The organism is Sphingopyxis terrae subsp. terrae NBRC 15098 (assembly GCF_001598815.1).
Lineage (GTDB): Bacteria > Pseudomonadota > Alphaproteobacteria > Sphingomonadales > Sphingomonadaceae > Sphingopyxis > Sphingopyxis terrae.
In genome coordinates this window covers 399,880-423,058 of the sequence record NZ_BCZQ01000003.1, presented here as the reverse complement: position 1 = coordinate 423,058, position 23,179 = coordinate 399,880, and the positions used below count along the sequence as shown (strand labels likewise).

The 23,179-nt window shown below is 66.2% G+C and carries 18 protein-coding genes and 1 tRNA gene; 9 read left to right on the top strand and 10 right to left on the bottom strand.

Features of this window, described 5'->3' with window-relative positions:
• Nucleotides 1-20: 20 nt before the first annotated feature.
• The 4 genes from STE01S_RS02125 to STE01S_RS02110 all read left to right on the top strand — a co-directional run bounded on the left by STE01S_RS02125 (nt 21) and on the right by STE01S_RS02110 (nt 5,362).
• A complete protein-coding gene (locus STE01S_RS02125) occupies nt 21-1,019 on the top strand; it encodes a DUF2891 domain-containing protein (RefSeq protein ID WP_062764348.1) in 999 nt (332 codons plus the stop codon).
• A 52-nt stretch (nt 1,020-1,071) separates the two neighbouring features.
• On the top strand, nt 1,072-2,082 hold the full coding sequence (locus STE01S_RS02120; protein ID WP_003043331.1) for a LacI family DNA-binding transcriptional regulator: 1,011 nt from the start codon (nt 1,072-1,074) through the stop codon (nt 2,080-2,082).
• Between the two features lie 269 nt (nt 2,083-2,351).
• A complete protein-coding gene (gene acnA, locus STE01S_RS02115) occupies nt 2,352-5,024 on the top strand; it encodes an aconitate hydratase AcnA (protein ID WP_003043329.1) in 2,673 nt (890 codons plus the stop codon).
• A gap of 71 nt (nt 5,025-5,095) precedes the next feature.
• Complete coding sequence (locus STE01S_RS02110; RefSeq protein WP_003043326.1) at nt 5,096-5,362, top strand: CBU_0592 family membrane protein; 267 nt, start codon at nt 5,096-5,098, stop codon at nt 5,360-5,362.
• On the opposite strand, the gene STE01S_RS02105 is transcribed toward STE01S_RS02110, so the two are convergent.
• The 5 genes from STE01S_RS02105 to STE01S_RS02085 all read right to left on the bottom strand — a co-directional run bounded on the left by STE01S_RS02105 (nt 5,340) and on the right by STE01S_RS02085 (nt 10,360).
• A complete protein-coding gene (locus STE01S_RS02105; protein WP_040589835.1) occupies nt 5,340-5,531 on the bottom strand; it encodes a YgaP family membrane protein in 192 nt (63 codons plus the stop codon). The two genes, STE01S_RS02110 and STE01S_RS02105, sit on opposite strands and share 23 nt — an antisense overlap.
• A gap of 112 nt (nt 5,532-5,643) precedes the next feature.
• Nucleotides 5,644-5,719 (bottom strand) — tRNA-Val (locus STE01S_RS02100).
• A gap of 59 nt (nt 5,720-5,778) precedes the next feature.
• Nucleotides 5,779-7,383: an ABC-F family ATP-binding cassette domain-containing protein gene (locus STE01S_RS02095; protein ID WP_003043197.1), complete on the bottom strand. Its 1,605-nt coding sequence runs from the start codon at nt 7,381-7,383 to the stop codon at nt 5,779-5,781.
• 131 nt (nt 7,384-7,514) lie between these two features.
• Nucleotides 7,515-8,486 carry a magnesium and cobalt transport protein CorA gene (locus tag STE01S_RS02090; protein WP_062764346.1) on the bottom strand — a complete coding sequence of 324 codons (972 nt, stop codon included), beginning with the start codon at nt 8,484-8,486 and terminating at the stop codon, nt 7,515-7,517.
• 59 nt (nt 8,487-8,545) lie between these two features.
• Nucleotides 8,546-10,360 (bottom strand): DUF885 domain-containing protein, encoded by a 1,815-nt coding sequence (locus STE01S_RS02085; protein WP_062764344.1) that lies wholly within the window; start codon nt 10,358-10,360, stop codon nt 8,546-8,548.
• A gap of 139 nt (nt 10,361-10,499) precedes the next feature.
• Between STE01S_RS02085 and STE01S_RS02080 the strand changes: the two genes are divergently transcribed.
• The 4 genes from STE01S_RS02080 to STE01S_RS02065 all read left to right on the top strand — a co-directional run bounded on the left by STE01S_RS02080 (nt 10,500) and on the right by STE01S_RS02065 (nt 15,551).
• Nucleotides 10,500-10,877 (top strand): BlaI/MecI/CopY family transcriptional regulator, encoded by a 378-nt coding sequence (locus STE01S_RS02080; protein WP_003043189.1) that lies wholly within the window; start codon nt 10,500-10,502, stop codon nt 10,875-10,877.
• Entirely contained in the window at nt 10,874-12,574 is a 1,701-nt protein-coding gene (locus tag STE01S_RS02075) for a M56 family metallopeptidase (protein ID WP_062764342.1), read from the top strand. Before STE01S_RS02080 ends, STE01S_RS02075 begins: the two co-directional genes overlap by 4 nt.
• A gap of 113 nt (nt 12,575-12,687) precedes the next feature.
• Nucleotides 12,688-13,443 (top strand): hypothetical protein, encoded by a 756-nt coding sequence (locus STE01S_RS02070; RefSeq protein WP_062764339.1) that lies wholly within the window; start codon nt 12,688-12,690, stop codon nt 13,441-13,443.
• 47 nt (nt 13,444-13,490) lie between these two features.
• Nucleotides 13,491-15,551, top strand: coding sequence for a TonB-dependent receptor plug domain-containing protein (locus tag STE01S_RS02065; protein WP_255265850.1), 2,061 nt, complete (start codon nt 13,491-13,493; stop codon nt 15,549-15,551).
• Nucleotides 15,552-15,647: 96 nt separating this feature from the next.
• Here the strand turns inward: STE01S_RS02065 and STE01S_RS02060 are convergent, their stop codons facing one another.
• From STE01S_RS02060 to STE01S_RS02045, 4 genes are all read right to left on the bottom strand, one after another.
• Entirely contained in the window at nt 15,648-16,676 is a 1,029-nt protein-coding gene (locus tag STE01S_RS02060) for an adenosine deaminase (RefSeq protein ID WP_062764335.1), read from the bottom strand.
• Nucleotides 16,669-17,247, bottom strand: coding sequence for a phosphoribosyltransferase (locus STE01S_RS02055; RefSeq protein WP_003043171.1), 579 nt, complete (start codon nt 17,245-17,247; stop codon nt 16,669-16,671). The genes STE01S_RS02060 and STE01S_RS02055 overlap by 8 nt, the downstream gene beginning before the upstream one ends.
• Nucleotides 17,248-17,341: 94 nt before the next feature.
• Nucleotides 17,342-18,991: a M28 family metallopeptidase gene (locus tag STE01S_RS02050; RefSeq protein WP_062764333.1), complete on the bottom strand. Its 1,650-nt coding sequence runs from the start codon at nt 18,989-18,991 to the stop codon at nt 17,342-17,344.
• 97 nt (nt 18,992-19,088) lie between these two features.
• Nucleotides 19,089-19,958: a helix-turn-helix domain-containing protein gene (locus tag STE01S_RS02045; protein ID WP_162928176.1), complete on the bottom strand. Its 870-nt coding sequence runs from the start codon at nt 19,956-19,958 to the stop codon at nt 19,089-19,091.
• 145 nt (nt 19,959-20,103) lie between these two features.
• Here STE01S_RS02045 and STE01S_RS02040 point away from each other — a divergent pair, with 145 nt between their 5' ends.
• Nucleotides 20,104-20,877: an SDR family oxidoreductase gene (locus STE01S_RS02040; protein ID WP_062764329.1), complete on the top strand. Its 774-nt coding sequence runs from the start codon at nt 20,104-20,106 to the stop codon at nt 20,875-20,877.
• A gap of 25 nt (nt 20,878-20,902) precedes the next feature.
• On the opposite strand, the gene STE01S_RS02035 is transcribed toward STE01S_RS02040, so the two are convergent.
• Nucleotides 20,903-23,047 carry a S9 family peptidase gene (locus STE01S_RS02035; protein ID WP_082813180.1) on the bottom strand — a complete coding sequence of 715 codons (2,145 nt, stop codon included), beginning with the start codon at nt 23,045-23,047 and terminating at the stop codon, nt 20,903-20,905.
• Between the last annotated feature and the right edge of the window lie 132 nt (nt 23,048-23,179).

Genomic DNA, 23,179 nt, shown 5'->3' with positions numbered 1-23,179 from the left:
CGGATAGAGAAATTCCGGTAATGACCGACCTCACCCCCGACCACGCCGTCCGCTTTGCCACCGCGACCCTGTCGCATCTCGGCCGCGAATATCCCTACAAGATGGACCTGGTGCTGAACGGGCCGGAGGACGCACGGCCCCCGTGCGAGCATCACCCGATCTTTCACGGCAGTTTCGACTGGCATAGCTGCGTCCATGGTTGGTGGCAGATCCTTCGCCTTGCGCGCCTCTATCCCGATCTGCCCGTCGCGGCCGAGATCCGCGCGCGCGCCGATGCGATGCTCGTGCCGGATAAGGTCGCGGGCGAGCTTGCCTTTCTGGGCCGGCCGATGTCGGCGGGTTTCGAACGGCCTTATGGCTGGGCGTGGCTCCTCGCGCTGCATGCAGAGGCCAAACAGCACAACGCCCCCTGGGCCGTCGCGCTCGAACCGCTCGCGCTCGCCTTTGCGGCGCGCTTCCATGCCTTCCTGCCCAAGCTCACCTATCCCTTGCGCGTCGGCACCCATTTCAACATCGCTTTCGCGCTGCTCCTCGCGCGCCACTGGGCCGCGCTCCGCGACCCCGCGCTCGTCGCCCTGGTCGATGCCTGCGCGCGCGACTGGTTCGCCGGCGACCGCGATTGTCAGGCATGGGAGCCCGGCGGCGACGAATTTCTCTCCTCGGCGCTGACCGAGGCGCATCTGATGGCGGTCGTGCTCGGCGATGCCTTCCCGGCGTGGTTCGACGCCTTTCTGCCCCGCGCAGCTGCGCATCAACCCGCAACGCTCTTCGCCCCCGCGACCGTGTCGGACCGCAGCGACGGTAAGATCGCGCATCTCGACGGCCTCAATCTCAGCCGCGCTTGGTGCTGGCGTGCGATCGCCGCCAAGCTCGGCGCCGCGCACCCCGTTACCCCCGTCGCCGAAGCCGCCGCCGAGCAGCACCTCGCCGCCGCGCTCCCGCACGTCACCGGCGACTATATGGGCGAACATTGGCTCGCGAGCTTCGCGCTCCTGGCATTGGACGGCCTCGCCGATTGACAAGCCCCCGCGTGGACGCAAGAGACGGCGTAAGAGGGGAGACGGACTGCACATGAAAACCCTGCGCCCGACATCGTTCGACGTCGCCGAGCGCGCGGGCGTGTCGCAGTCGACCGTCTCGCGCGCGCTGCGCAGCAGCCCCGGCGTCAACGCCGAAACGCGTGCCCGCGTCGCGCAGGCGGCGGCCGAGCTTGGCTATGTCGTCGATCGCCACGCCTCGTCGCTGCGCCTCAAGAGCAGCGAGACGATCGCGCTCGTGACCATCTGCCGCCCTGGCGAGGACCGCAGCGCGATCAACCCCTTTTATTTCGCGCTTCTCGGCAGCATCGCCGCCGCCACCTCGGCACGCGGTTTCAATTTGCTCGTTTCCTTTCAGGAGAGCGAAGCCAATTTCCGCGCCGATTTCGTTCGCTCGGGGCTCGCCGACGCGATGATCGTCATCGGCACGACCAGCAACCGCGCCGCGTGGGATTATTTCGCCGCGGCGCAGGCATCGGGGCATGATTTCACCTGCTGGGGCAGCCCCGGCGGCGACTTCCACTGGATGCGCAGCGATAATGAGGTGGGCGGGCGCCTCGCCGCCGATCATCTCGTCGCCACCGGCCGCCGCCGCCTCGCCTTCGTCGGACCGCAGCGCTCGCCGCAGCGCCAGTTCGACGAGCGCCGCGACGGCTTCACCGCCGCGCTCGCTGCGCACGGCCTCGCCCCCGTCCTCGCCGAGCCGCCGCCGGCGGAAGATCGCCATGCCCAGGGTATCGCCGCGGCACGCGCGCTGCTCGCCGCGCATCCCGACATCGAGGGTATTTTCGCCGCCAGCGACATGCTCGCGCTGGGGGTGCTTCAGGGGATCAAGGATATGGGGCGCAGCGTGCCCGGCGACGTCGCGCTGATCGGCTTCGACGGCATCCGCGCCGGCACGCTCGCCGACCCTGCGCTCACCACGATCGAGCCCGATCTCGACGCCGCGGGCGAGGCGCTCGTCGCCATGGCGCTGGAGGATGATGCCCACGCCCGCGACGGCACCCGCATACCCGTCCGCCTCGCGGTGCGCGGTACCGCCTGACGCGATTGTTCGGGCGGGATCGTCATCCCGAATAACAAAGCTTCGGGACCGCGGCGTTTGTGTCCTTGTCCGGGAAAATTTCGTGCGCCGCCCGCGGACGAATGGCCGGGTTCGCGTGCATCATCCGCCGCCACCCCCTTGCAATTCCTGCCTTCCGGCGTAAGGCGGCGCGGACATAAACCCGCGCGTGCGACTCCGCTTGCCCCGCTCTCCTGGCTTGGGCGGCCGGCCGTCATTCCCCGCCGCGCCAACATGGGGACTGCTGACCTATGACCACCACCGGCCACGACACGCTGGGAACCCGCTCGACGCTGAGCGTCGGCGGCAAGAGCTACGCCTATTATTCGCTCGAAAAGGCGGCAGCAAAGCTGGGCGACGTTTCGCGCCTGCCATTCAGCATGAAGGTGCTGCTCGAAAATCTGCTGCGCTTCGAGGACGGCGGCTTCACCGTCTCGACCGATGACGTCCAGGCGCTCGTCGACTGGCAGAAGGATCCCCATTCGAACCGCGAAATCCAGTATCGCCCGGCGCGCGTGCTGCTGCAGGATTTCACCGGCGTTCCCTGCGTCGTTGACCTTGCCGCGATGCGCGATGCGATTGCCAAGCTCGGCGGCGACACGACCAAGATCAACCCGCTCGTCCCCGTCCACCTCGTCATCGACCACTCGGTCATGGTCGACGAATTCGGCACGCCGAAGGCGTTCGAGCAGAATGTCGAGATCGAATATTATCGCAACGGCGAACGCTACGACTTCCTGAAATGGGGGTCGAAGTCGCTGTCGAACTTCAAGGCGGTGCCTCCGGGCACCGGCATCTGCCACCAGGTCAACCTCGAACATATCGCGCAGGCGGTGTGGTCGAGCGAAGATGCCGACGGCACCACCGTCGCCTATCCCGACACCTGCGTCGGCACCGACAGCCACACGACGATGATCAACGGCCTCGGCGTCCTCGGCTGGGGTGTCGGCGGGATTGAAGCGGAAGCGGCCATGCTCGGCCAGCCGGTGTCGATGCTGATCCCCGAAGTCGTCGGCTTCAAATTCACCGGCAAGCTGAAGGAAGGCGTCACCGCGACCGACTTGGTGCTCACCGCGACGCAGATGCTGCGCGCCAAGGGCGTCGTCGGCCGCTTCGTCGAATATTTCGGCCCCGGCCTCGCCTCGCTGAGCCTCGCCGACCGCGCGACGCTCGCCAATATGGCGCCCGAATATGGCGCGACCTGCGGCTTCTTCGGCATCGACGACAAGACGATCGATTACATGCGCCTGACCGGCCGCAGCGAAGAAAATATCGCGCTGGTCGAAGCCTATGCGAAGGCGCAGGGGCTGTGGATCGTCGACGGCGCGGCGGACCCCGTGTTCACCGACACGCTCGAACTCGACCTGTCGACCGTCGTCCCGTCGCTCGCCGGGCCGAAGCGGCCGCAGGATCGCGTCTCGCTTCCCGATGTCGACGATGTGTTCAACGCCGACATGGCAAAGGTCTATAACAAGGCGCAGACGCGCGTGCCGGTCGAGGGCAAGGATTTCGACATCGGCGACGGCGACGTGACCATCGCCGCGATCACCAGCTGCACCAACACCTCGAACCCCGGCGTTCTCGTTGCCGCGGGGCTCGTCGCCAAAAAGGCCGACGAGCTGGGCCTGAAGCCCAAGCCGTGGGTCAAGACCAGCCTCGCGCCGGGATCGCAGGTCGTCACCGACTATCTCGAAAAGGCCGGGCTGCAGAAGCATCTCGACAATATCGGCTTCAACCTCGTCGGTTATGGCTGCACCACCTGTATCGGCAACTCGGGTCCGCTCGCCGAGCCGATTTCGAAGGCGATCAACGAGAATGGCCTCGTCGCCGCGGCGGTCATCTCGGGCAACCGCAACTTCGAAGGCCGCGTGTCGCCTGACGTGCGCGCCAACTTCCTCGCCTCTCCGCCGCTCGTTGTCGCCTATGCACTCAAGGGCACGGTGATCGAGGATTTCACCACCACCCCGATCGGCACCGGCAAGGACGGGCAGGACGTGTTCCTCAAGGACATCTGGCCGACCAACCAGGAAGTCGCCGACATGGTCGCCGGCGCGGTCGACCGCGACATGTTCGAGGCGCGCTACGCGCACGTCTACAAGGGCGACGCGCACTGGCAGAAGATCGAGGTCGAGGGCAGCGACACCTATCAGTGGCGCGCCGGCTCGACCTATGTCGCCAACCCGCCCTATTTCGAGGGCATGTCGATGACTCCGGCGCCGGTCAGCGACATCGTCGGGGCAAAGCCGCTCGCGATCCTCGGCGACAGCATCACCACCGACCATATTTCTCCGGCGGGCAGCATCAAGGCGGATTCGCCGGCCGGAAAATGGCTGATGGAACATCAGGTCAGCAAGGCCGACTTCAACAGCTACGGCGCCCGCCGCGGCCACCACGAAGTGATGATGCGCGGCACCTTCGCCAACATCCGCATCAAGAATGAAATGGTCCCCGGTATCGAGGGCGGCATGTCGCGCTATGGCCAGGAAGTCATGCCGATCTACGACGCCGCGATGCGCCACAAGGCCGACGGCACCCCGCTCGTCGTGATCGCCGGCAAGGAATATGGCACCGGCTCGTCGCGCGACTGGGCGGCGAAGGGCACCAATCTGCTCGGCGTCCGCGCCGTCATCGTCGAAAGCTTCGAACGTATCCACCGCTCGAACCTTGTCGGCATGGGCGTGCTGCCGCTCCAGTTCATCGAGGGGCAGACCCGCGAGACGCTGGGCCTGACTGGCGACGACAGCTTCACCATCACGGGCATCGCCGACATCAAGCCGCGCCAGACGGTGACGGTCGAAGTCACGCGCCCCGACGGTTCGACCTTCAGCTTCGATACGCTGTGCCGGATCGATACCGCGAACGAGGTCGAATATTATATGAACGGCGGCATCCTGCACTATGTGCTGCGCAAGCTCGCGGCCTGATTGCCGCAGGATAATCGGCAACACGCGCCCGCCCCCTTACCGGGGCGGGCGTTTTCTTTGGGGATAGGGCGATGAACCTGCTTCAGATCATGATCGAGGTGATCGGCTGGACCGCGGCCGCGATCATTCTGGCAAGCTATGTGCTGCTCTCGCTCGGCAAGCTCGAACCGCGCGGCGCGGCCTATCAATGGATGAACGTCGTCGGCGCCACCGGCTTCGTCATCAATTCGGGCTATAACGGTGCCTTGCCGTCCGCCGGCCTCAACATCATCTGGGCCGCGATCGGCCTTTTTACCCTGTGGAACGTGCGCCGTCTCAGCCGCGCGGACAGGTGCTGACCCCAAGCAGCGAATAGGCGGGGCAGCGGCTCGACAGGCCGGTGAGCAGCGGCACCACCCCGATATAGCCCCACGGGCCGATGCGTCCGTACGCGGCGAGAACGATCAGCATTACGCCAACGACGATCCGCAGCAGGCGGTCGATGGTGCCAACATTGCGTGCAAACATATCCAGACTCCCGATTGCAGGTGCGACACGGAAGTTTTGACGCGCGCGCGGCGCGCGGTCATTGCGCTGGATCAAGAGACGCGGCCCGCCCCTTTCGGGCCGGGCGGCGGGATGGTGGGCGCTGACGGGCTCGAACCGCCGACCCTCTCGGTGTAAACGAGATGCTCTACCAACTGAGCTAAGCGCCCCATCGCGTGGGAGCGGCGCCCCTGCCACAGCCAGACGCCGCTGGCAAGTCGCTGGCGTGTCAGCCGGGTGGGGGGTGATCGCGGTCGTCTCCCAGCGCCAGTTCGCGGCTCACCCCGATCGCGTCCAGAAAGGCGGGATCGTGGCTGACGACGATCAGCGCGCCGTCATAGGCCGCAAGCCCGGTTTCGATCGCGGCGAGCGAATCGAGATCGAGATGATTGCCGGGTTCGTCGAGGATCAGCATTTGCGGCGGCTGCGGCGCGCCGAGCACGCAGGCAAGCCCGGCGCGAAGCATCTGCCCGCCGCTGAGCGTGCCGACGATGCGGTCGGCGGCGTCGGCGCGAAAGCGGAAGCGTGCGAGCGCGGCGCGGCAGGCATTGTTGCCGACCCCGGGGTTGCGCCGCAGGAAATTGTCGGCGATCGAAAGTAGCGGATCGAGCAGCGCGACGCGCTGATCGAACAGCGCGAACGGCACACCGACGCGCACGCTCCCCGACCAGGGCGTCAGTGTTCCGGCGATCAGCGCGAGCAGCGTCGATTTGCCCGATCCGTTTGGGCCGGTGATTGCCAATCGCTCGGGTCCCGTGATCGTGAGCGACAAATCATCGATGACGGGTGCGCCGCCGTCATAGCCCGCGCGGACATGCTCCAACGCTACGACTGTCCGCGAAGCCGGGAGGCCCGTCGACGGCAGCGCGATCGCCAGCGGATCTCCGATCTCGATCCGGCTGCGCGCCGCGGCGAGCGCCTGCTCGGCCTGTCCCTGCTGGCGTTCGGCCAGCCGCCCGGCGGCAGCGCGTGATTCTTCGGCGCGGCGCTGCATTGCCCCCATCACGATGCGCGGCATGTCGCCGCGTGCCGCATTCTTCCGGCCCCGCGAATCGCGGCGATCCTGCCGCTCGGCGGCGGCCTGCGCCTGGCGATGGGCCTGATCGACGCGCTTCTCTGCGGTGGCAAGGTCGGCCTCGACGGCCGCCTGTTCGACCGCCTTGCGCGCGCGATAGGCGCTCCAGCCGCCGCCATAGCGGGCGGCGCCCGTCGCGGTCAGTTCGACGATCGCATCCATTTCCTCGAGCAGTTCGCGGTCGTGACTGACGACGATCGCGCCGCCCTGCCAGTCGTGCAGGATTGCGCGCACCGTTTCACGGCCTTGACGATCGAGATTGTTGGTCGGTTCGTCGAGCAGCAGAAAATCGGGCCGCGCGAATATTGCGCCGGCGAGCGCGGCGCGCGTGCGTTGCCCACCCGAAAGATGCACAAGCGGGGTTGCGGCATCGAGTGGCAGGTCGACACCGGCCAGCGCCTCGTTGATCCGCGACGCCAGCGTCCAGTCGGCCTCTGCGATATCGTCGAGCGACGCCGTCCCCGCTTCGGCGCGCGCGAGCAGGGCCAGCGCCGTGCGCGCGCCGAACAGATCGGCAATCGTCGCATCGGCGGCAACCTGCACCGTCTGGTGCAGCATGGCGATGTGCGCGCCGCGGCTGATCGCGCCGTTCGTCGGCGTTGCCTCACCCGCGATCAGGCGCAACAGGGTCGATTTGCCGACGCCGTTGCGCCCGACGATACCCGTGCGTTCGGGGCGAAACTGAAGGTCGAGATCGGAAAATATGCGGCGACCGTCGGGGGTCGACCAGCCGAGGCGAGAGAGGGTTATCGTAGACATGGACAAGGCTTTCCTGAAGGCAAGGCTAGGGGCGATGCGTTCAGTTGCGGTCCATGATCCTCTGACTCCTCTAAAAGATGACGGATGACAGATAGCGCCCCGGTGGCGACGGGGCAAGAGCGGGGCCGATATTAGAGCCAGCCGATCCGCTTGAAGCGCCAATAGAGGAGCGCACATACGCTGCCCATCAGCCCGAGCGCGAAGGGATAGCCGAAAGTCCAGCCGAGTTCGGGCATATGCTCGAAATTCATGCCGTAGATGCCCGCGATCGCGGTGGGCACGGCCAGAATTGCGGCCCAGGCCGCAAGCTGGCGCGTGATCGCGCCCTGCCGCTGCTGTTCGAGCAGATTGTTGGTGTCGACGACCGACGCCGCGACATCGCGCAATCCGACGAGGCGGAATTCGGCGCGCTGCACATGGTCCCAGATGTCGCGGAAAAAGGGGCGCACGGCATCGTCGATGCACGGCAGGTCGGCATCGCTGGTCAGGCGCGATGCAACATCCTTCATCAATCCGACCAGGCGTTGAAAACGGATGATCTCGTGCCGCTGGCCGTAAAGATGCCGGATGTCGTCAGCGTCGAGCGGCGTGTCCATGACGCTTTCCTCGACCGTGAGCAGCCGGTCCTCGATCGCGTCGATCACGGGGAAATAGCCGTCGACGATGAAATCGAGCACCGCATAGAGAACATAATCGGGGCCGTGCGCCAGTTTCGCCGGCAAGGATTCGAGCCGTGCGCGCACCTCGCTGTGCGTCCGCGCCGACCCGTGACGGACACTCACGATGAAGTGACGGCCAAGGAAGAAGGCGGTTTCGCCCGACTGGATCGTATCGCCATCGCGATTGCCGGTGCTGGCGACGACGAACAATTGCTCGCCATAGGCTTCGACCTTTGGGAGCTGGTTGGCCTTCAGCGCATCTTCGACCGCCAGCGGATGCAGGCCGAAGCGCCTGGCGATCCCCTCAAGCTCGCCGGGGGTCGGCTCGAACAGGCAAAGCCAGAAGAAGTCGCCGGGATCGCAATGGTCGGGAATGGCCTCGTTCGGGCCCAGCTCGCGCACGAGCTTGCCATCATTATAGAGGCGGGCGGCCTTGATCGGCATCGTCAAACTCCCTCGACTGCCCGCTGCAGATAGCGGCCCGGACGGCCGAGGGAAATAACTCAAGCCGGAAAGGCGTCGCGTACGCGGCGTTCGAGCACCGCAAGCGGGATGCGTCCGGCACCGAGCACGACGTCGTGGAAACGCTTGATGTCGTAATCGCGGTGCGACGAAACCTCGTCACGCAGCCGGCTGATCGCGGTCTGACCGACCTTGTACGAACAGGCTTGCCCCGGATAGACGATGTAGCGGTCGATCTCGGTTCGCGCCGAACTTGGCGTTTCGGACGAGTTTTCGACCATGAAGTCGATCGCCTGCTGGCGATTCCAGCCCTTGGCGTGCAGCCCGGTATCGACGACGAGGCGCGACGCGCGAAACGCATAGGACGCCAGATAGCCGATCTCGCCGAGCGGATCGTCGTCGTACATCCCGAGCTCGGCCGCAACCTGCTCGGCATACAGCCCCCAGCCTTCGCCATAGGCCGTGACGTAAGAGGATTGGCGGTAAAGCGGCAAGGCCGCGTCTTCGAACTTAAGGGCATTTTCGAACAGATGCCCCGGTGCCCCCTCGTGAAAGGCGAGCGTCGGCAGCGTGTATCGCGGCCATTCGTGCGTATCGCGCAGATTGATGAAGAAAATGCCCGGGCGCGACCCGTCGGGCGTACCCGCCTGCGCCGAACCGCCGGGGGCGCCGATCTCGATCTCGGGCGGCACGCGGCGGATTTCGTAGGGCGCGCGCGGCATCCGGCTGAAAACTTGCGGCAGTCGCGCGCGAATCGTGGTGAGCCGATCGTTGAGATAGGCGAGCAGCGCCGCGCGCCCCGTATCGTCATTGGCGAACAACTGGCCCTCGGTCGCGGTCAGCGCGTCGAGCCGCTGGCGCAAGCTGCCCTCTTTAAACCCCTGCGCCGTCAGCAGCTGGTCCATGCGCGCGTGCAGATCGGCAAGCTGGTCGAGTCCCAATTGATGGATCTGCTCGGCGGTCATGTCGGTGGTCGTGTGCTGCGCCAGCGTCGCCGCATAATAGGCGGGACCGTCCGGAAGGCGCGATACGCCTGCGTCGTCACCAGCCTTGGGCAGCAGCGCCGTCAGCAGGTCGATCTGACGCGTCAGCGCGGCGCGGATCGGCCCTTCGAATATTGCCTGCGCACGTGCATCATAGCCGGTGAGGCCGGTGGCTTTGGCGCGGCGCGTGAGCGAGGCGACGATCGTCTTCGATGCCGCATCGCCGTCGCGTAAACGGCCGAGCTGTTGCAGGGCCTGTTCGATGATGAAGCGCGGCGCGACGACGCCCATCGCGGCATTGGCGCGCACGATCGCGCTATCATCGTCGAGGAGCGCCGGCGTTGCCTCCATTCGCGCGATATAGGCATCGGCGTCGGCCTTGGTCTTCACCGGATGCTGGCTGTCGAGAAAGGTGCTGACGCCGGTATAGAAGCCGCCGAGCTGCGTGATCGCATAGGGACCGGCGCGGTGCGCAAAGCCGCCGGTGTGATAGGGGAAGCGGGCCAGTCGCTGGCGGGCCACAAGATCGAATTCGGCGCTGTCATAGGCCACTCGCGCATTATCGCCGAGCGCACCGCGATCGATCGCGTGCAGTGCGGCAAGGTCGGTGTCGATCCGGCGGTCGCGTGCGGTCCGCGCGGCGGCCGACCAGTCGGGAAATCGCGCTCGCAGCCCGGCGCGCGCACCGATATCGAGGCCCAGGCTCGCGGCGCGGGTCGGGTCGTCAATCAGCGCCTGATCGAACTGGCGGGTGAGCAGTGCATCGAGGCGCGCGTCGGCGCTGTCCGCACCCCATGCCGGCATCGCAAGCCCCGCCGACGCCATGCCCATGCCCGCTAGCAGCGTCCGGCGATCCAGCGCGAAATCGATCATATTTGTCCTCCTGTCATGCCGCGGACCCTATGGTTTCGGGGGCTTTGCCGCAAGCATGTGTATTGGTCGAATAAAACCCCTTGCCAAGCATGCGCTACAAATGTAGCACGCTACAAATGTAGCGCAAAAGGTGATTCGCATGTTGTCGAGCTTGCCCCCGCGGGAACGCGAAATTGTCGATATTCTTTACGAACGTGGTGCGTCGACCGTGACCGAAATCGGCGAGGCTTTGCCCGCCGAACTGTCCGGATCGGCGATTCGCGCAATGCTCAAGCGGCTCGAGGCCAAGGGCTTCGTCGTTCGCGAGGCCTCGGATCGCGGCTTTCTCTATGCGCCGAGCGTCGAAGAGAAGACGGCGAGCAAATCGGCGCTGACCCAGGTGGTGCGCGTCTTTTTCAACGGATCGGCGACCAGCGCCGCCGCGGCTCTGCTCGGCATGCAGGACAAGATGAGTGCGGGCGATCTCGATGAGCTGGAAAAGCTGATCGCTGAAGCGCGCGAAGGGAGGACGAAATGATGATCACCGCCGCGACCCTGCTGGGTCTTGCCTGGAAATCGGCGATCATCGCCGGGCTGACGCTGGTGTTGCTGCGCCTCGCGCGGTCGCGTTCGGCAGGCGAGCGTTCGCTTATCGCGCATGCCGGGCTGGCGGCGCTGCTGCTGCTGCCCGTGGCGACGCTGGCGCTTCCCGAATGGGCCCCGCTGCCCGCCGGCTGGGTGGAAGCGTCTGCGCCTGCAATGTCGGCGCCACCGACGGTTGTCGAGGCGCCTCCCGCGGCGGCGACTCAGCCCGGCGCTGCGGCGTCGGCGATGGCTGCGGATCGCAAAGCCGATGCCGGTTGGACGCTGCCCGCGATGGCCGACCTTGCCATATGGGTGTACAGCTTTCCCCTGTTCCTGCTTGCCCTTTTGATGACCGTTGCCGTGGTGCGCCTGTTCGCGATGCGCGGCCGGGCCGATGTGCTGGTTCAGCCTTCGTGGCTGTCGGCCCTCGCCGAAGCGCAGCGGCGGATGGGCTTCAAGCACGGGACCGCGCTGTTGGTCAGCAACGAACTGCGCTCGCCGATCAGTTGGGGCGTGGTCCGCCCGACGATCGTGCTCAACCCCGCCGCGGTCGATGCCGTGGCCGAGGCCGAAGCGATTATCGCGCACGAACTGGCGCATGTCGCGCGGCTCGACTGGGCGAAGCTGCTCGCGGCGCGCCTTGCCTGCGCGCTGTTCTGGTTCAATCCGCTCGTCTGGATGCTGGCGCGCGAAAGCCATCAATTGCGCGAGGAAGCGGCCGATGATGCCGTCCTGCTCGCCGACATCGACGGTCCCGACTATGCCTCGCTGCTCGTCGGTGCGGCGCGTCACGACAATCAGGGCGCGCTGCTTGCCGCCCACGGCGTCGCGCCGGCGCAGAACAGCCTGAAGCGCCGGATCACCCGCGTGCTCGACGGCAGCCTGAAGCGCGGACCCGCCAGTGCGAGCTGGGTTCTGATGAGCCTGGTGCTGCTCGCCGGCGTATCGGCGCCGCTTGCCGCCTTTTCCGCGACCGCCACACCGTCCGCGTCGGGGCCTGTCCACACCCCCGTCGCAACCGCCCCGGCCGCGGCATTGCAGTCCGCCGCGGCCGTGGGTTCGGCGGCCGAGCGGACCGACAAGCCGGCCTCTGCTGCTGCCGGCAAGCCGCTGTCGCCCGACGATCTTGTCGGCATGCGCGCGGTCGGCGTGACGCCCGACGATGTCCGCAAGATGCGCGAAAGCGGCCATGCCGATGCCGACGACATTATCGCGGCCAAGGCGACCGGCGTCGACCCGGCCTATATCAACGCGATGCGCCGTGTCTTTCCGAACGCCGATGTCGGCGATCTGGTTGGCGCGAAAGCGGTGGGCATCGACCCGGCCTATGCCCGCGACATGCGGCGCTATTTCCCCGATGTGAATCTCGACGATCTGACGGCGATGCGCGCCATGGGCGTCACCGGCGACTATGTCCGCCAGATGCGTGCCGCGGGCCGCGCGATGCGCGACCCCGACGATGCGATCGAGGCGCGCGCGCTGGGCAATTGGGGCGGGGCCTATAGCGAAGTCCGGTCCAGCTCGGGCGCGACCGCACGCATCGGACCGGACGGAACGCTCGAGGCGCGCAGCGCCGACGGCAGGGTCGCGCGGATAAGTCCGCCGCGCCCGCCAGCACCGCCTGAAAATCCCGCAGCGCCGCAGGACTGACCCTTCGGCCACTGGCCGAAGCCAAGCCGCCGCTCATCGAAGCCTGATTTTGAAGCGCCGCTGCGGCGGCGAGCGATGACGCTCGCCCGGCGCACGGAGGAGGAGTGCCCCCAATGAAACCACAATCGAAGACATTATTTGTCGCCGCCGGCAGCGTACTGTTGACCCTGATCGCCTGCGCTGCCCCTGCGCAGCCGACCGCGGCCTCGGCCCAGGAGAGCAGCGCGATCCGCTGGGATGTTTCGCAACCCGACGACGGCGACGGCGATCCGCGCCTGCAGCTTCGTGCCAAGCAATCGACCAGCAGCGTTGCTCTCGACGGTGCCCGCGCGGAATTTTCCGCGGCGCGGGACACGCTGGGCGGCGGGCGCGGTCCGGTCAGCTTCAGCGTGGTGCACGCGGCGGGCCGCCTCGATTGCACGGGCAGTCTGCACGCAGCCTATGAGGGCGAGGGACAATGCCGCTTTGCGCCCGATGCCGGCTTCGCGACCGCGCTGGAGAGCCGCGGTGTCGGCACGCCGACGCGCAAGGAACAACTCGCCATGTTGATGGTCGATGCGACGGTGGAACTGGCCGACGGCCTGATCGACGCGGGGCTTCGTCCGCACATCGGCGAACTTGTCGCGGCGGCAGCGTTGAAGGTGACGCCCGCTTATGTCCGCGACCTCCAGTCAGGCGCGCTTCGGCTCACCTCGATCAACGATGCGATCGCGTGCAAGGCGCTGGGCGTCGACCGCGACTATGTGCGCGGGCTGGCAGAGGCCGGTTACGCAAAGCTGACCTCCGACCAGGTGATCAGCATGAAGGCGTTGGGGATTACCCCCGACTATGCGCGCTCGATGAATGCGGCAGCCGGAGGCACGCAGTGATGCGGATGACAAGTGGACTCGCGTTGGCGGCCGCCCTTGCCGCATCGATGACGGCGACGACGGCGAGCGCGCAGGATGCCGCGGTCGACAGCGCCGCCCCGCCGCCGGTTCCGGCTCCGACCGCCGCTCCGGCGAGTGGCGGCAGCGCGCGGCAGGTCTTTACCCCCGCCGACTTCGTCCGCTACGCGCCCAAGAACGCCTACGACATGCTCAATCAGGTTCCGGGCTTTTCGATCCGCGACAATGAACAGCTCCGCGGGCTGGGGCAGGCGACGGGCAATGTCCTGTTCAACGGCGAGCGTCCCTCGACGAAGTCGGACGATATGGTGACATTGCTGTCGCGCATTCCCGCCGGAAATGTCGAGCGCATCGAAATCGTCGATGGCGCCTCGCTCGATATTCCCGGCTTGTCGGGGCAGGTTGCGAATATCGTTTATCGCGCCGACGATTTTTCGGGCCAATTTGCGTGGAAGCCCGAGTTTCGCGCTCATTATGCGCATCCGCTCTACACGCGCGGCGACATTTCGGTCCGTGGCCGCAAGGGAACGATCGAATATGAACTGGGTCTCTATAACAATGATTCGGCGCGCAGTTCCGCGGGTGGGCCGACGATCATCACCGACGGCGACGGCAACATCATCGAGCGCCGCCACGATGTCTGGCGCAGTCCCTATGACACGCCGAAGCTTTCAGGGCGGCTGACCTGGGACGGCCCCGCCGATACGGTGGGCCATCTGGGCGCCCATTATCAGCGCATCTATAATCCCTATGTCGAATTCGGACGTCGGACGCGCGACGGCGCCCCAGAGGAATATCGCACCGTTCGCGAAAATCCGAACAGCTGGAATTACGAAATCAACGGCGATTACCAGTTCGGGGTCGGCCCCGGAAAACTGAAGCTGATCGGGCTGCGGCGCTTCAGCCATGAACCCTATTCGCAGGAAGTGATCACCAGCTTTTCGGACGGATCGCCTGCGGTGGGCGATCGCTTCACCCAGACGGGCGATATCGGCGAGACGATCGCGCGCGGCGAATATCAGTGGAAGATGCTGGGCGGCGATTGGGAGTTGTCGGGGGAGGCGGCCTTCAACACGCTCGACAATGTCGCGGCGCTTTATACGCTCGATCCGACCGGGACGTTCGTCGAGCTTCCGTTCCCGGGCGGCACCGGCGGCGTGAAGGAGGATCGCTACGAAAGCCTATTGAGTTTTGGCCGCAAGATCACCGACAAACTGAACGTGCAGGTCGTTGCGGGCGCCGAACGGTCGACGATCACGCAAAGCGGCGTGAACGGCCTGACCCGCAGCTTCTTCCGACCGAAGGGATCGCTGTCGATCGCCTGGGCGCCGGCGCCCGATTTCGACATGTCGCTCAAGATCCGGCGCCGCGTGCTGCAGCTGAGCTTCTACGATTTCCTCGCACGCGCTTTTCTGAACGACGACAACCAGAATGGAAGCAACACCGATCTGCGGCCGCAGCAGGACTGGAGCTATGAACTGGAGGTCAACAAGCGGTTCGGGGCGTGGGGATCGACGAAGCTGTTCTTCGTGTACCGCGACGTCGAAGACCGGGTCGATGTGATCCCGATCGGCGATGGCGAAGGCGTCGGTAACATTGCCAAGGCGCGCGCCGGCGCGATCGACTGGACCTCGACGATCAATCTCGATCCGGCCGGCATCAAGGGCATGAAGATCGAAGCGCGGCTGCTGCTTCAGAAAAGTTCGCTGCGCGATCCCTTCACCGGCGAGACGCGCCAGTGGAACGGCTTTACCGACCGGGTCGTCGAGCTGAGCCTGCGCCACGATATTCCCGGCAGCGACTGGGCCTGGGGCACGAGCGCCAACCATTCGCATTACCAGCCGGTCTATCGCCGCAACCAGATCGACACCGCGTGGGAGGGGCCTGTGTTCGCCAACATCTTTGTCGAAAACAAGGATGTGTTCGGCCTGACGGTCCGTGCGACGGTGGCGAACATCCTCAATGCAAGGTCGAAGCGCGACCGTACGGTGTGGACGGGATTGCGCGGCGAAAGCCCGATTGCCTTCGTCGAAAAGCGCGATCGGTTGATCGGGCCGATCTTCGCTTTCTCGGTTCGCGGGAAATTCTAGAGCGGGCGATCCGATTGCATCGGATCGCCCGCTCTAGATTCTTGTTTTTCCGCATTTTCTGGATCGTCAGGTGATTCCACCTGACTGGAAAATGCTCTACGCCGCGTAGGCGTCGATCGCGGCGAGATGACGCGCCTTGGCGTCGTCATCGAGGAAGGCGCCGAGAAAGCTGTTGCGGGCGAGCGTGACAAGCTCGTCCCGCGACAGGTCGAGCGCATCGGCGACGGCGGTGTAATTGGCGTTCACATAGCCGCCGAAATAGCTGGGGTCGTCGCTGTTCACGGTGGCAAGAAGTCCGGCGTCCAGCATCGTCTTGAGCGGATGCGCGGTCATGTCGTCGACGACGCAAAGCTTGAGATTGGAAAGCGGGCACACGGTCAGGCACATCGCGTCATCGGCGAGCCGCGCGACGAGGGCTTCGTCCTCGAGGCTGCGATTGCCGTGATCGATGCGATCGACGCCCAGAAGATCGAGCGCTTCGTGCACATATGCCGGCGGCCCCTCCTCACCGGCATGGGCGACGAGGCGCAGGCCGAGGTTGCGGGCGCGGGCGAAGACTCGCTGAAACTTCGCGGGTGGGTGGCCGACTTCGGACGAATCGAGGCCGACACCGTCGATCCGGTCGAGCCAGGGGCACGCTTCGTCGAGCGTCGCCTCTGCCTCCTCCTCGCTGAGATGGCGCAGAAAGCACATGATGAGCCGCGAGCTCATGTCATATCGGGCCTGCGCATCGTCGAGCGCGCGGGTGATACCGCCGACGACGGTCGCGAAGGGGATGCCGCGCGCCGTGTGGCCCTGCGGATCGAAGAAGATTTCGCTGTGGCGAACGCCATCGGCATGCGCGCGCGCGAGATAGGCGGCCGTCAGGTCATAGAAATCCTGTTCGGTCTGCAGAACGCCCATCCCCTGATAATAGATGTCGAGAAAATCCTGCAGGTTCGAAAAGGCATAGGCCGCGCGGACATCATCGACGGTCGCGAAGGGGATGGCGATGCCGTTGCGCTGCGCGAGTTCGAACATCAGTTCGGGCTCGAGCGACCCTTCGATATGAAGGTGCAACTCCGCCTTCGGGAGCGCAGCGATAAAGGCCGCCCGGTCCGCCGGGGTAGCAAAAGCGTCAGCCATGCGGCGTCTCCGTTCCTTCGCGCAGGATGATCGCCGCCTCGGGCTTGTGGCGGCGTATTTCGTCGACCGTCAGCCCGTCGATTTCGTGCGGGAAGATTAGCCATTGGTCGGTTTCATGGACGAAGAAGTCGGGCTTGAGATCGGTGACGTTGCGGCGCGGTTTGTAATAGACGGTCGCGATCCGGATATCGCGCGGCATGTTGTGGCGGCATCGCGCCCTGAGTTCGGCAAGAAAGGCCCGGATGCTGCGGCCGCTGTCGAAAACATCATCGATGATGAGCAGCCGGTCGTCGGGATCGAGCGTATCGATCAGATAGCCGAGCGCGAAAACCTTCACCTGCGTGTCCTGGCGGTCGATGCCGTGATAGGAGGAGGTGCGGATCGCGATATGGTCGCTGTGGACGCCGTGATATTCCAGCAATTCCTGCACCGCGATGCCGACGGGGGCCCCGCCGCGCCAGATGCCGACGAGATGTGTCGGCGCAAAACCGCTGTCGATCACCTGCATGCCGAGCCGCAACGAGTCGGCAAGAAGGTCGTTGGCGCTGATGTAGATCTTGTCGGTGGTCATGGGCCGGAGTTATACGCAGGCGAAGCGCCGGGCAAGGCGCGGCGACGGGGCGTCCTCTCCCCCCGGCCGCCCGGGCCGCCCCGCAGCCAAGATGCTATTTGCGGGTGGCGGCGGTCTGGTCGCGCAGCGCCTTGAACTCGCTGCCGCTCTTCCAGCCGGGCCATTTGCCCGAGCGCGCGAGTTCGTCGCCGATCGTGTAGAAGAGCGCGATATCCTGGGCGGCGCCCGCCAGATTCCAGCTTTCGTCCCACGCGTCGCAAGCCTGATGGTAACAGCGGCCGGTATAGTCATCGACCCATTTTTGCCCTGCTTCCTTGCCGCCGTCGACAAGGTCGGACACGCCGGCGATGCCCATGAGCAGCAGCACGGGGACGCCGCGCTTGGCCATGCTGAAATGGTCGGCGCGGAAGAAGAGGCCGCGTTCGGGGAGGCTTTCGGGCGATACGGTGCGGCCCTGCATCGCGGCGACGCGGGCAAGATCATCCTCGAGCGTGCCCTGGCCCTTGCCGACGAGAATGACGTCCTTTGACTTGCCTGCCGTCTGAAGAATGTCGATGCCAAGGTTCGCCACCGTCTTTTCAACCGGATAGACGGGCGCCTGCGCATAGGCCTCCGACCCGAGAAGGCCGCGCTCTTCGGCGGTCCAGAAGGCGAAAAGCAGCGTGCGATCGGTGGGCGGTGCGGCCTTGAAACCGCGCGCGATTTCGATCAGCGCCGCAACGCCCAGCGCGTCGTCGTTCGCACCGGCGCGGTAGACGCGGCCCTTTTCGTCGGGCTTGCCCTCGCCATAGGCATCCCAATGCGCGCCATACATCACGACCTCGTCGGCCCGGTCGGTGCCCGAGATTTTGGCGAGGACATTCTGACTGCGCACGACTTCATGCGTGACCGGAATCGACGCCCGAAAGCCGGTGCCGAGGTCGACGGGACGAAAATCCTTGCGCCGGGCGGCAATGCGCAGCTTTGCGAGATCCCGACCGGCGGATGCAAACAGCCGGGTCGAGGCTTCGCCCGAAATCCAGCCCTGAAGCGCGAGGCTGGTGGCCTTTTCGGGCGGTACGACGAGGCTGTAGTTTTCGCCGCCGGGGCTTTTCACGACGTTCCAGCCATAGCCTGCGCCGTCGGTGTCGTGGACGATCAGCGCTGCGATGGCGCCGCGGCGGGCCGCTTCTTCGAACTTGTAGGTCCAGCGGCCATAGTAGGTCATCGTGCGGCCGCCGAATTTGCCGAAGCTGTCTTCGCCCTTCGTCGCGACGAAATCGGGGTCGTTGACCAGAAAGACCGCGACCTTGCCCTTGAGATCGACGCCCTTGAAGTCGTCCCAGCCGCGTTCGGGCGCGTGGACGCCATAGCCGACGAAGACCATCGGCGCATCGGCGATCGCCGCCACATCCTTGTCCTGCTGGCTCGACACATAGATATCGGTGCCGAGGGTGAGCGGGGTGGCGCTGCCCTGCCGGTCGAAGGCGAGCGCGGTCGGGGTGCCGAGGCGGGTATGGAGCAGCGGCACGGGCTGCGTCCATTCGCCGTTCGGGCCGGCGGGTTCGAGCCCGAGCGCCTGAAGCCGGCCGATCAGATAGCCGACGGTGCGTTCTTCGCCGACCGTTCCGGGGGCGCGGCCCTGAAACTGGTCCGACGCGAGGGTGCGGACCGTCTCGGTCAGATTGGCGGTGCTGATATCCTGCGCAAGCGCGGGGACGGCAAGGGCGGCAGCGAGCAGGGCGGCGAGAGGGCGCAGAAACATCAGGGGAGCGGGCTCCGTTGGTTGGGGAAGCGCCGACCCTAGCAGGATGCGCGGCAATTGGAACCGCCATGGAGCAGCGAGGGCGAGAGGCGCCCGCCTATCCGGCCGCCAGCTTGCGATAGCGCGAGGGCGGGACGCCAAAATGGCGCGTGAAGCGCGTGGTGAAATGACTTGGCGTGGCAAAGCCGGTGGATAGCGCGATGTCAGTGATCGTCCGGTCGCTTTCGCGCAGCAGCCGCGCGCCCGCAGCGAGGCGGGCATCGAGAATATATTGCCAGGGCGAGCAGCCGAAGGCGGTGCGGAAGGCGGCGGTGAAGCGCCGCACGTCCATCCCGACGAGCGCCGCGAGGCTTTCCAGATCGTGCGGATCGTCGAGCGTGGCATGGATGGCGTCGGCCAGAAAGCGGCGCACTTGCGTATCGAATGCGAGCCGGCGCGGGGACGGGGCCGCCGGACGCCCATATTGGTGGCGGAGATGCAGTTCGATCGCTTGCGCGATCGCGTGCGCGGCCATGGCGCCGACATCGTCGGCCGGATCGGCGATCAATTCGGCAAGCCGCGCTGCGGCGGCAGCAAGAAAGGGATCGCGGTGCCGGACGCGGGCGGGAAATTCGCCGCCGGCAAGGAGCGGCGGCGGCAGGCCGATTTCGACGAACCGTGCGAACCCGCCCTGCGCGAGGGCGGCGTAGCGCGAAGCGGCCGGCACCATCCAGATGTCGCCGGGAGCGGGCAACGCGCGCCCCGACGGTCCGTTGGAAAAGACGCATTCCATGCGGTCGAGCCGGCCGTCGAGGTGGACGATGATCGTGTGACGATCCTGTTCGATGGTCCAATCGGTCGGCAGAGCCAGTTGTTCGGTGGCCGCGACGACGTCCATCCGGCCAAGCATCGCGTGCGCACGCCGCACCACATGCCGCGGTGAAAGCGGCCGGCTGCCGTCCCATGGACCGGGGTGCTGGTTGGTCAATCAAGCTCCTTGCGAGTCCCCACGACTCGATGTGCCCGATTTGAAAACTGCGCCGGATTCGGGAAGCGGGCAAGGTCGAACATGCCTAGCTGATCGTCCCTCCTCCTGGGCGGAGCTCCGCCCAACAGACTGAAAGGACAAGGCTATGGTCGACCACAGCATCAAGGGAAAGACCGTGCTGATCGCCGGCGGCGGCAAGAATCTGGGCGCGCTGGTCGCGCGCGATCTGGCCGAGCAGGGCGCCAAGGCGATTGCGGTTCACTATAACAGCGCGGGTGCGGCGGCCGAAACCGAGGCGACGGTCGCGGCGATCCGCGCCGCCGGTGCCGAAGCGGTGGCCTTTCAGGCCGACCTGACCCCCGCGGGCGCCATGGAAAAATTGTTCGCCGATACCATCGCGGCGATCGGCCGGCCCGACATCGCGATCAACACGGTCGGCAAGGTGCTGAAGAAGCCGTTCGTCGAGATCAGCGAGGAAGAATATGACGCGATGAGCGCGGTCAACAGCAAGACCGCCTTTTTCTTTCTGAAGGAAGCGGGCAAGCACCTCAACGACAATGGCAAGATCTGCACGCTCGTCACGTCGCTGCTCGGCGCCTACACGCCCTTCTATGCCGCCTATGCCGGGACGAAGGCGCCGGTCGAGCATTTCACCCGCGCGGCATCGAAGGAGTTCGGGGCGCGCGGCATTTCGGTGACCGCCATCGGTCCGGGGCCGATGGACACGCCCTTCTTCTATCCCGCCGAAGCCGCCGATGCGCAGGCGTATCACAAGTCGGCGGCGGCGCTGTCGGCCTTTACCAAGACGGGCCTGACCGACATCGCCGACATCGTTCCGTGGATCCGCATGCTGGTGTCCGACGGGTGGTGGATGACCGGGCAGACGATCCTGGTGAATGGCGGCTATACGACCAAATAAGGCGCGCGCGGGCGCCGGCCGGCCTTCAATCCTTGGCGGCCGGCGTCCATCCTTTCTTGTATTTTTCGAACCAGGCGAGGATCGCCGACGCCTTTGCCGCGGCCTGCGACGGGCGGGCGGCGATGCCGCCGTGGCTGGCGCCCGGCACCTTCACCAGCACCGTCGGGACGCCGCGCAGACGCAGCGCGGTATAATATTGCTCCGACTCGCTGACCGGGGTGCGATAATCCTCGCTGCCGACGACGACCATCGTCGGGGTCTTGACGTTGCCGACCAGCGACAGCGGCGAATGGCTCCAGAACGGCGTCTGATCCTCCCACGGCATCGCGCCGATCCAGTAGCGGCCGAAGAAGGCGGGACCGTCGGCGGTGAGCGCCTGCGTCGTCCAGTTGATGACGGGCTTTTGGGCGACCGCGGCCTTGAAGCGGTCGGTCTTGCCGACAATCCAGCTCGTCAGCACGCCGCCGCCCGACCCGCCGGTGACGAAGAGCGCGTCGGGATCGGCAATGCCGAGGTCGATCGCGCGGTCGACGATGCTCATCAGGTCGAAATAATCGTTGCCGGGATAATTTTTGTCGATCGCATTGGCGAAGGACGCGCCATAGCTGGTCGACCCGCGCGGGTTGGACGAGAGGACGGCATAGCCCGCCGCGGCATAAAGCTGGTTATCGGTCGAAAAATGCGGCCCATAAGCGGCGAACGGCCCGCCGTGGATTTCGAGGATCAGCGGCACGCGCTGCCCCTCGCGATAGCCCGGCGGCAAGGTGAGCCAGCCGTCGATCGACAGGCCGTCGACGATCGACGCGGCGGTGATCTTGCGCACCTCGCCCAGCGCTTTCACCTCGCGCAGCGTGCGGTTGAGATCGGTCAGGATGCGCGTCTTGCCGGCGGCCGCGAGTTCGACCTCGGCCGGCCGCGCCGGGCCGCCGCCGGTGAAGGCGATCGCGTCATTGTCGGCGACCGAAAAGCTGCCCCCCGAATAGGGTCGGTCGAGCCCGCTGCTCGTCAGCCCGCTGGCGACGGTGCGGACCGATCCGTCGAGACCGATGCGCGCAACCTTGGTTTCGCCATGCTCGTCATATTGGGCATAAAGGCCGCGTCCGTCGGCGTCCCACGCGAGGCCGTCGACGCTGAAATCCCAGTCGGGAGCGATGCGGCGGCTGTTCGATCCGTCGCGGTTCATCACGTAGAGGCCGGTGTTTTCATACGCGCGCAGCCGGTCGTCGAACCCCAGATAGGCGATCATCCGGCCGTCGGGCGACACCAGCGGATTGGCATCGGGGCCCTTGCGCGTCGTGAGCTGGGTGATCGAGCCGCTCGCGACGTCGAGCGCATAGATGTTGCTTTCGAGCGGATCGCTTTCCCAGTCGGGGCGGCGGTCGGCGCTGAAATAGAGCATTGCGCCGTCGCGCGACCAGCTGAGCGGACCGCCGTCATGATAGGGGCCGAAGGTGAGCTGACGCGGCGCGCCGCCGGTTGCCGAGACGAGGAAGATCTTTTCGAACCCCGGCTCGATATAGCCCTGGCCGTCGGCGCGGTAGGTGAGCAGGTCGTGGACCTCCAGCGGCTCGGCCCATTTGGCGCCTTCGGGCTTGTTCGAGGGGGCCTTGCCGAACCGCGGCGCATCGTCCTTGACGAGCATCGTATAGGCGATCGACCGGCCGTCGGGCGACCATGCGATGCTCGACGGGCTGGTCGGCAGGCCGGTGAGCTTCACCGCCTCACCCCCGTCCATCCAGCGCACCCAGAGCTGGACGCTGCCGCCCTCGGTCGAGGCATAGGCGAGCCGCTTGCCGTCGGGCGACCAGCGCGGCGAAAAAGCATCGCCGCCGCGTCCCGCGACGGGGACTTCGGCGCCGGTTTGCGTGTCGATCAGCCAGATCGTGCTGACCGCGCGGTCGGACATGATGTCGTTCGCGCGGCGGACATAGGCGATGTGGCGCCCATCGGGGCTGATCTGCGGGTCCGATGCGGCGGCGAGGCCGAAAAGATCCTCGCCGGTGAGGCGGCGCTGCGGCCCGGTCTGCGCGCTGCCGGTCGCGTCATCCTGCGCGGCGGTTGTTGCGGCGGGGGCGCTTGCGGGCTCGGGGGCGGTGCTTTGCTGCGCGTAAAGCGGCTGCGCTGCGAGGGTGAGAAGGCTCGCGCCGAGCAAGGCGAGTTTGCGCATCATAAGGGTGCCCCTTTTTCCGGTGGATGGTTGAGGGTGTAACCATCTGGCGCGGGGCGTCAATCGAGCGGGTGGGGATGGGGTAGGGGGTTGTGATTTTCTTCTCCCCTCCCGCTGCGGGAGGGGCTGGGGGCG

Excerpts from the sequence above, each read along its gene's own strand:
- STE01S_RS02035 (WP_082813180.1), bottom strand. The coding sequence starts at position 23,047 with ATGATGCGCAAACTCGCCTTGCTCGGCGCGAGCCTTCTCACCCTCGCA.
- STE01S_RS02110 (WP_003043326.1), top strand. The coding sequence starts at position 5,096 with ATGAACCTGCTTCAGATCATGATCGAGGTGATCGGCTGGACCGCGGCC.
- STE01S_RS02065 (WP_255265850.1), top strand. The coding sequence starts at position 13,491 with ATGACGGCGACGACGGCGAGCGCGCAGGATGCCGCGGTCGACAGCGCC.
- acnA (WP_003043329.1), top strand. The coding sequence starts at position 2,352 with ATGACCACCACCGGCCACGACACGCTGGGAACCCGCTCGACGCTGAGC.
- STE01S_RS02120 (WP_003043331.1), top strand. The coding sequence starts at position 1,072 with ATGAAAACCCTGCGCCCGACATCGTTCGACGTCGCCGAGCGCGCGGGC.
- STE01S_RS02085 (WP_062764344.1), bottom strand. The coding sequence starts at position 10,360 with ATGATCGATTTCGCGCTGGATCGCCGGACGCTGCTAGCGGGCATGGGC.
- STE01S_RS02125 (WP_062764348.1), top strand. The coding sequence starts at position 21 with ATGACCGACCTCACCCCCGACCACGCCGTCCGCTTTGCCACCGCGACC.
- STE01S_RS02095 (WP_003043197.1), bottom strand. The coding sequence starts at position 7,383 with ATGTCTACGATAACCCTCTCTCGCCTCGGCTGGTCGACCCCCGACGGT.
- STE01S_RS02090 (WP_062764346.1), bottom strand. The coding sequence starts at position 8,486 with ATGCCGATCAAGGCCGCCCGCCTCTATAATGATGGCAAGCTCGTGCGC.
- STE01S_RS02040 (WP_062764329.1), top strand. The coding sequence starts at position 20,104 with ATGGTCGACCACAGCATCAAGGGAAAGACCGTGCTGATCGCCGGCGGC.
- STE01S_RS02050 (WP_062764333.1), bottom strand. The coding sequence starts at position 18,991 with ATGTTTCTGCGCCCTCTCGCCGCCCTGCTCGCTGCCGCCCTTGCCGTC.
- STE01S_RS02055 (WP_003043171.1), bottom strand. The coding sequence starts at position 17,247 with ATGACCACCGACAAGATCTACATCAGCGCCAACGACCTTCTTGCCGAC.
- STE01S_RS02080 (WP_003043189.1), top strand. The coding sequence starts at position 10,500 with ATGTTGTCGAGCTTGCCCCCGCGGGAACGCGAAATTGTCGATATTCTT.
- STE01S_RS02075 (WP_062764342.1), top strand. The coding sequence starts at position 10,874 with ATGATGATCACCGCCGCGACCCTGCTGGGTCTTGCCTGGAAATCGGCG.
- STE01S_RS02105 (WP_040589835.1), bottom strand. The coding sequence starts at position 5,531 with ATGTTTGCACGCAATGTTGGCACCATCGACCGCCTGCTGCGGATCGTC.
- STE01S_RS02060 (WP_062764335.1), bottom strand. The coding sequence starts at position 16,676 with ATGGCTGACGCTTTTGCTACCCCGGCGGACCGGGCGGCCTTTATCGCT.
- STE01S_RS02070 (WP_062764339.1), top strand. The coding sequence starts at position 12,688 with ATGAAACCACAATCGAAGACATTATTTGTCGCCGCCGGCAGCGTACTG.